Consider the following 6,624-nt stretch of genomic DNA (forward strand, 5'->3'; position numbering starts at 1 on the left):
GTCCCGGTCGGTCATTCGGAGATGGGGTAACGCGGCGGCTGGGAGCCTTCGATGGTGATCCACTGGAGTTCGGTGAACTCCTCCAGGCCCGCGCGTCCACCGGACTTGCCGTGGCCGCTGTTCTTGACGCCGCCGAAGGGCATCTGGGCCTCGTCGTCGAGCGTGGCGCCGTTGATGTGGCACATGCCGGCGTTGATCCGCTTGGCGAGGTCGAGGGCGAGCGGGATGTTCCGGGTGAAGACGGCGGAGGTCAGGCCGTAGTCGTTGTCGTTGGCGACGCGGAGGGCCTCCTCGGGACCGTCGACGGTGATGACGCTGACGACGGGGCCGAAGGACTCCTCGCGGTACACGCGCATGTCCGGGGTGACGTCGGCCAGCACGGTCGGCGCGAAGCACGGCCCCTCGGACGTACCGCCCGCCATGAGCCGCGCGCCGCCCGAGACCGCGTCCACGACCAGCCCGGACAGCCGCGCGATGCTGTCCGGTCCGACGACCGGGCCGAGCGCGGTTCGCGGGTCCCGTGGGTCGCCGCAGGTGACGCTGGTGGCGACGGCCGCCAGGCGCCGGGTGAACTCCTCGGCGACGGTGCGGTCGACGACGACGCGTTCGGTGGACAGGCACGCCTGCCCGGAGTTGGCGAACGCGCCGAATGCGGTGGCGTTGACCGCCCGGTCGAGGTCGGCGTCGGCGAGGACCAGGACGGGCGCCTTGCCGCCGAGTTCGAGGATCACCTGCTTCATGTGCGCGGCGGCCAGTTGCGCGATGAGGCGGCCCACCCGGCTCGACCCGGTGAAGTGCACCCGCCGTACGGCCGGATGCGCGATCAGCGCCTCCACCACTTCGGGGCCGTCCTCGGGCGCGTTGGTGACGAGGTTGTACACCCCGTGCGGCAGGCCCGCCTCGGTGAGGCATTCGGCGACCAGGCCGTGCGTGCGCGGGGTCTGCTCGGAGGCCTTCATCACCACGGTGTTGCCCACGGCCAGCGCGTACGGGACGGAGTTGCCGACGAGCAGCGCCGGGGCGTTCCACGGGACGACGCAGGCGACCACGCCGACCGGTTTGCGGATCGCGATGGAGGTGCGGCCCGGTGCCTCGGAGGGGATGAGCTCGCCGGTGAGGCCGTCGTGGACCGCGCTCGCCGCGTAGCGGAACTTCTCCGCGAGGGCGCTGGTGTTGTAGTGGCCCCATGCGGCGGGGCCGCCCATCTCGACGGTGATCGCCTCGGAGATCTCCGCGGCTCGTGCCTCCAGGGTGTCGGCGGCGTCCCACAGGATGCGGCGGCGCTCGTTGGGTGGCAGCGCCGCCCAGGCGGGGAAGACCCTCTCGGCGGCGTCGGCCGCCCGCAGGACGTCCGCGGAGAGGGCCGCCGCGGCCTGGGAGGCGATGTCGCCGGTGAACGGGTCGCGGGTCGCGAAGGTGTGGGCGTCGGCCGCTTGTTGCCAGGTGCCGTCGATCAGCAGTTGCTGGACGGCGTTCTCGCCGGTGAGGGTCACGGGTGGTTCTCCTGCTGTGCGGGGGCGGCGTCGTGCTTCGTGCGCAGCACGGGGCCTGGAAGTGGCGCTGGGACCGGCTGGGACCAGAGGTGCCGCTGGTGCCAGAGCGCAGGGTGATGCCGATCGGGCGCGGGCCCGCTGGATGCGGGGCCCGGCCGGGGACGCTCGGGGTGGCGTCGTGCACGTCGGCGTTGCCGAGGCTTTTCCGGGCGGCGCTCATCCCACGTCCTGCTCCGGCTCACGGAGCGGGAGTTGGCGACCGCTCACCACTGGCCTCGGTGTGTGTGCGGAAGGCTTCGGGGACGCCTTCCGCAGGGGTGGGGGAAGGGAAGGTGATGCTCTTCGCGGCGTCCGGAAGCCTTCGGCCAGTGCTATGGGGGATGTCCAGGAAGCGTAGCGCTGATAAGCCGCAATGTGCAACAGGTGCTAACATTTTTGTGCGAACCGGACATGGCTGCGTCGCGGTCAAGGGCCTGGGCTCGGTGTCAGTTCCCGGTCGACGCACATGAGTTTGCCGTCCGGAAGGTGCCGGGAGCCCCACGCGCGGGACAGCCGGGAGACGAGGAAGAGCCCGCGGCGGTGTTCGTCGGACGCGGTGGGGCTATGGGGCAAGGGGCGGCCGTGGCCGGGGTCGAAGACCTCGCAGTTCAGTACGGCGTGCCGGACCAGGCGCAGGCCGACCGTCCGGTCGCGGTCGCAGTCCCCGCCGCCGTGGATGACGGCGTTGGTGACCGGCTCGCTGACGATCAGTTCCGTGGCCTCGGCCGGATGGTCCAGCCGCCGGCGGGCCAGTTGCCAGTTGCCGTTTGACGTGCGACCGGGCGCGGTTGACGACGGACGCGTCGCCGGGGAACCGCCACGACGCGACGTCGCCCGCGCCGAGCGCGACGCGGGGGCCCTGGCGCGTGGATTCCGCGGGCGGGCCGGGAGAGGGCGGCGCCGCGACGACAGGGTGCGGCCGGCTGCCGGCACCTCACACCCGGTGCACCTGCGTCGTCATTCCCTGCGAGTGCCGCACCGCCGCACCGCCGCACGAGGGCCAGCGCGGCGCGAAGCCGGCAACGTTCATGACGTACGTTGTCCGGCCGTTTCAGGGACGCCGCTCGAAAGGCCGGGTAAGCCGATGAACCACCGGGAAATTGTCGCGCCCATTTCCGATCTGCTGGAAGAGCGGAAAAGGCTGCTCGACCTCGCTCGCGGATTCCTCTCCTCCACGACGGCGGCGGAAGAAGCGGTCCGGGAGACCTACGGGCGCTGGTACGCCGTGGGCGACCACGTCGCGGACCCGGAGCCCTGGCCGGCCGGGACGCCGGCGGACGTCTGCCTGAGGCGCCCGGGGCGGGCGCCCGGCGGGGCGGCGCGCGGTGACGAGCCGCGGGCCGAGGCCGTCGCGGAGACGGCCCGGCGGCCCCTGCGCGGCCTCCGGGCTCGGCGTGCCGGGGCCGGACGGCACCATGAAGTGGTCCGGGCGTTCCGGAAGGCGTGCGAATCGCACGATCCGCGGCTCCTGGCCGGCCTCCTGGCCTCCGACGTCTCGGCCGTGTTCGACGGCGGCGGCAGGATCCGGACGCCGGAACCGCCGGTCGGCGGAGCCCGGAACGTCATCCGCTGCCTCGGCGCGCTGCTGGACCCGGACACCGGAGTCGTCATCGCCGAGGACTCCGTCAACGGCCGGACCGGGCTCGTGGCCGGATGCGGCCGCCAAGTCGCGGCGGCGATCAGCCGCGACGTGCACGCCGACCGGGTCGTGAACGTCTGGCTCGTCCTGAACCCCGGCAAACTGCGCCGGTGGAACCGGGCCTGAGGGGCGGGCCGGGGCCGGCCCCTCACGTCCGGCCGGGCTGCGCCGTCGTACCCCTGTGAAAGAAAAGCGATCTCTTCCGGAAATACCGGGCACTCCCCGTGCGGACACCGCCGCACGATGTCCGGATGACGACCATAGGCTGTGTCTATCGACGCCTTCCAATATGCGTCTTGGACGGCACGGCGCGCCCGTCAATAGCATCCGGACATGGCACTCGCAGGAATTCGTCCGGCATGGGGCGGCACCACCGGGAAACGGCCGTGACCACCCATGAGGAGGCTCCCATGAATTGGCGCGACGCCGCCGCCTGCAGCGGGGAAGATCCGGAACTCTTCTTCCCCATCAGCGGCAGCGGCCTGGGAATGGTGCAGATCGGCGAGGCCAAGGCCGTGTGCGGGCGGTGCCCCGTGCAGGCCCGGTGCCTGGAGTGGGCACTGGGAGCGGGCCCGATGGAAGGCGTCTGGGGCGGCACCACGGAGGCCGAGCGACGCGCGATGCAGCGCCGCAGCACCCGCGAACGGCTGAGAGCGACGGGCGGGACCGCCGCCTGAGTCGTCCCAGGGCGGCGGCTCGCCGGTTTCCGTCACTGCCTGCACGATGGAAGCAAGACACTCATGGAGGCCCTGCGCCGCCGCACAGGTGTCTCCTCGGCCATAGGAAACCCATGCTCATGCGGGGCAACGACGCGGGGCGGCTGAGCACCCGCTCGAACCCGGCGCTCAAGGACCGGCCCATGCTGATGGCGCTGGCCTTCCGGATGCTCGGATCGACGCACGACGCCGAGGACGTCGTCCAGGAGACCTACGCGCGCTGGTACGCGATGTCCCCGTCGGCGCGCGCCGGCATCAGGTCCCCCACAGCCTGGCTGGTCCGCGTGGCCGGCCGGATCTGCCTGGACCACCTCGGCTCGGCCCGGGTACGACGGGAGAAGTACACGGGCGAGTGGCTGCCGGAACCGCTGCCGGACAGCGCGGCGTGGAGCAGCGTACGGACGCCCGGGCACCTGGACGACCCCGCGGACCGGGTCGCGCTCGACGACTCCGTCACGATGGGGATGCTCGTCCTGCTCGAGGCGCTCACCCCGGCGCAACGCGTGAGCTTCGTCCTGCACGACGTCTTCAAGGTCCCCTTCGCAGAGATCGCCGCCATCGTCGGCCGCAGCGCCGAGAGTTGCCGCTCGCTGGCCGTGGCCGCCCGCCGCGGCATCGCCTCCGCCCGCAGGAACGAGGCGGACCAGCAGGAGTACCGGCGGCTGGCCCGCGAGTTCAAGAGGGCCTGCCGGACGGGTGAACTCGACCGCCTGATTGCCCTGCTGGACCCGCAGGTCACCGCCCGGGCCGACGGCGGCGGACACGTCCGCGCCGCGCTCAGGCCCATCCGCGGAGCGGACCGGACCGCGCGCTACCTCATCGGCGCGTTCCGCAGGGAGAGCCGCCTCACCACGACCCTCATGCACCTGGAGAACGCCGCTCACCGCCCCGCCCTGGTCTGCCGGGTGGACGGGGCGGTGGTCGCCGTCGTCAGCCTGCACGTCGCGGGATCGCGGATCACCGACGTGTGGATCACGCTGAACCCGGAGAAGCTGGCCTCCTGGTCCTGACCGGCCGCCGGCCGCCGACCACCGGCCGTGCCGCGCAGCGGTCAGTGCCCGACGGCGTGCCGCGCCTTCTCCTCGGCCGCTGGCCGTGCCACCTGGGACGAGGGCCCGTAGAAGACGTGCGACAGACGCAGCCTCAGGGGTTCGCGGCGGGTCCGCCTGCGCGGGAGAGTGTCGGCGTCCTCGTCGGGCCGGAGTCCAGGGGCCGGTACTGCTCGTGGGAGCCCAGGACGTGACGCTGCGCGGCGTCGAGGGGCCGGTGTACCTCGACGTATTCGCTGTGCGGCAGCCGGCGGACCGGTGGTCGGGACGGTGCGCGCGGCTTCACGCGCCGGATGGATCGTACGTCACGACGGCCGGGGCGCCGTGGGTGTGAGGTGACGCAGGACACAGGCACGCGCCCGGGAGGGCGCCGGTGCCGGGAGCGCCTCACATTCGCGGGCGCCGCCTCGTCATAGGGACATGCTGATCGGACAGGTGAAGGACACGCCGCACACGGCGATCGCGGGCCGCCTCGCACGCCTCGCACGCCTCGCACGCCGCGCACGCCGCGCACGCCTCCAGCGACGGCTCGCGGCGACCGTCGCGCACGCCGGCGCCACACCGGCGACCGCGTGCACCCGCGGCCCGGGCATGCACGTCGTCGACGGGCGCGGCGCGGAGCCCGGCAGGGTCCGGACCCGGCGACGGGGGCGGCGGAATGCCTGACGCATCCCTGCCCGAAGCCGCCGACCACTCGCTGAGCGCCGTCTTCGGCGAGCGCCGGGTGCTGCTGAACCTGGCGTTCCGCATGCTCGGTTCGTCGTACGACGCCGAGGACGTCGTGCAGGAGACCTACCTGCGCTGGTACGCCCTCTCCGAGGACGACCAGCGCGCCATCAGGTCGCCCATGGCGTGGTTGGTGCGCGTGGCGAGCCGGATCTGCCTGGACCAGCTGTCCTCGGCCCGCGTACGACGGGAGCGGTACGTGGGGGAGTGGCTGCCCGAGCCGCTTCCCGGGTCGGCCGGGGACAGCGTGGGCCCGGTGGCGGGCGCCGCCGATCCCGCGGACCAGATCAGCCTGGACGAATCCGTGACGATGGGGGTGCTGGTCGTCCTGGACTCCGTCACCCCGGCCGAGCGCGTCGCCTTCATCCTGCACGACATCTTCGGGGTGCCGTTCACGGAGATCGCGGAGACGGTGGGGCGTTCCGCGGCGGCCTGCCGGCAGCTCGCCACGTCCGCCCGTCGCCGTCTCCGGGCGGCCGAGCCTCCCACGATCCGCAGTTCACGGCACCGGGACGTCGTGTCGGCCTTCAAGCACGCCTGCGAGACCGGCGACCTGGACTCGCTCGTCGGGCTCCTCGACGTGAACGCGACCGCGACCGCCGACGGCGGCGGAAGGGTCAGGACCGCCCTGCGGCCCGTCGCCGGAGCCGACAGGATCGCCCGCCTCTTCCTCGGCGTCCTGCGGAAGGAGCCCGGGGTCTCCTTCCGCGTGGAGGACGTCAGCGGCCGTCCGGGACTCGTGGGGCGCATGGACGGCGTGACGTCGGCGGTCATCGGGATCGGCTTCGGCGAGGAGGACCGCATCGACCGGTTGTGGCTCATGATGCACCCCGACAAGCTGCACGCCTGGCGTGCCAGGGACGGCGTCTAGTGGCTTGTCACGCAGCCTTGGCCGGGTAATCGGTCCAGGTGCGGATCGGTGAGTCGGGGGCGAAGTTGGTTTTCGGGTTGGCGCGGGCGTT

The 6,624-nt window shown here is 72.7% G+C and carries 6 protein-coding genes; 4 read left to right on the forward strand and 2 right to left on the reverse strand.

The features are described 5' to 3' along the window. Positions 1–11 precede the first annotated feature (11 nt). Entirely contained in the window at positions 12–1,493 is a 1,482-nt protein-coding gene (locus ACFW3D_RS04490; RefSeq protein WP_500501188.1) for an aldehyde dehydrogenase, read from the reverse strand. Between the two features lie 465 nt (positions 1,494–1,958). Continuing rightward, entirely contained in the window at positions 1,959–2,465 is a 507-nt protein-coding gene (locus ACFW3D_RS04495) for an ATP-binding protein (RefSeq protein ID WP_500501189.1), read from the reverse strand. 151 nt (positions 2,466–2,616) lie between these two features. Here ACFW3D_RS04495 and ACFW3D_RS04500 point away from each other — a divergent pair, with 151 nt between their 5' ends. The 4 genes from ACFW3D_RS04500 (at position 2,617) to sigJ (ACFW3D_RS04515) (ending at position 6,533) form a co-directional block, all read left to right on the forward strand. Next, complete coding sequence (locus tag ACFW3D_RS04500) at positions 2,617–3,297, forward strand: sigma-70 family RNA polymerase sigma factor family protein (RefSeq protein ID WP_500501191.1); 681 nt, start codon at positions 2,617–2,619, stop codon at positions 3,295–3,297. Between the two features lie 284 nt (positions 3,298–3,581). Continuing rightward, positions 3,582–3,848 (forward strand): WhiB family transcriptional regulator, encoded by a 267-nt coding sequence (locus ACFW3D_RS04505; protein WP_500501193.1) that lies wholly within the window; start codon positions 3,582–3,584, stop codon positions 3,846–3,848. A 119-nt stretch (positions 3,849–3,967) separates the two neighbouring features. Then, positions 3,968–4,897: an RNA polymerase sigma factor SigJ gene (gene sigJ, locus ACFW3D_RS04510; protein WP_500501195.1), complete on the forward strand. Its 930-nt coding sequence runs from the start codon at positions 3,968–3,970 to the stop codon at positions 4,895–4,897. A gap of 697 nt (positions 4,898–5,594) precedes the next feature. After that, positions 5,595–6,533, forward strand: a complete 939-nt coding sequence (gene sigJ, locus ACFW3D_RS04515) for an RNA polymerase sigma factor SigJ (protein WP_500501197.1) — start codon at positions 5,595–5,597, stop codon at positions 6,531–6,533. The last annotated feature ends 91 nt before the right edge of the window (positions 6,534–6,624 follow it).

The sequence above is a fragment of the Streptomyces sp. NPDC058864 genome (assembly GCF_042742985.1).
Taxonomy (GTDB): domain Bacteria; phylum Actinomycetota; class Actinomycetes; order Streptomycetales; family Streptomycetaceae; genus Actinacidiphila.

What these genes read in the sequence shown, in the direction of transcription:
- ACFW3D_RS04505 (WP_500501193.1), top strand. Translation starts at nt 3,582, where the DNA reads ATGAATTGGCGCGACGCCGCCGCCTGCAGCGGGGAAGATCCGGAACTC.
- ACFW3D_RS04500 (WP_500501191.1), top strand. Translation starts at nt 2,617, where the DNA reads ATGAACCACCGGGAAATTGTCGCGCCCATTTCCGATCTGCTGGAAGAG.
- sigJ (WP_500501195.1), top strand. Translation starts at nt 3,968, where the DNA reads ATGCGGGGCAACGACGCGGGGCGGCTGAGCACCCGCTCGAACCCGGCG.
- sigJ (WP_500501197.1), top strand. Translation starts at nt 5,595, where the DNA reads ATGCCTGACGCATCCCTGCCCGAAGCCGCCGACCACTCGCTGAGCGCC.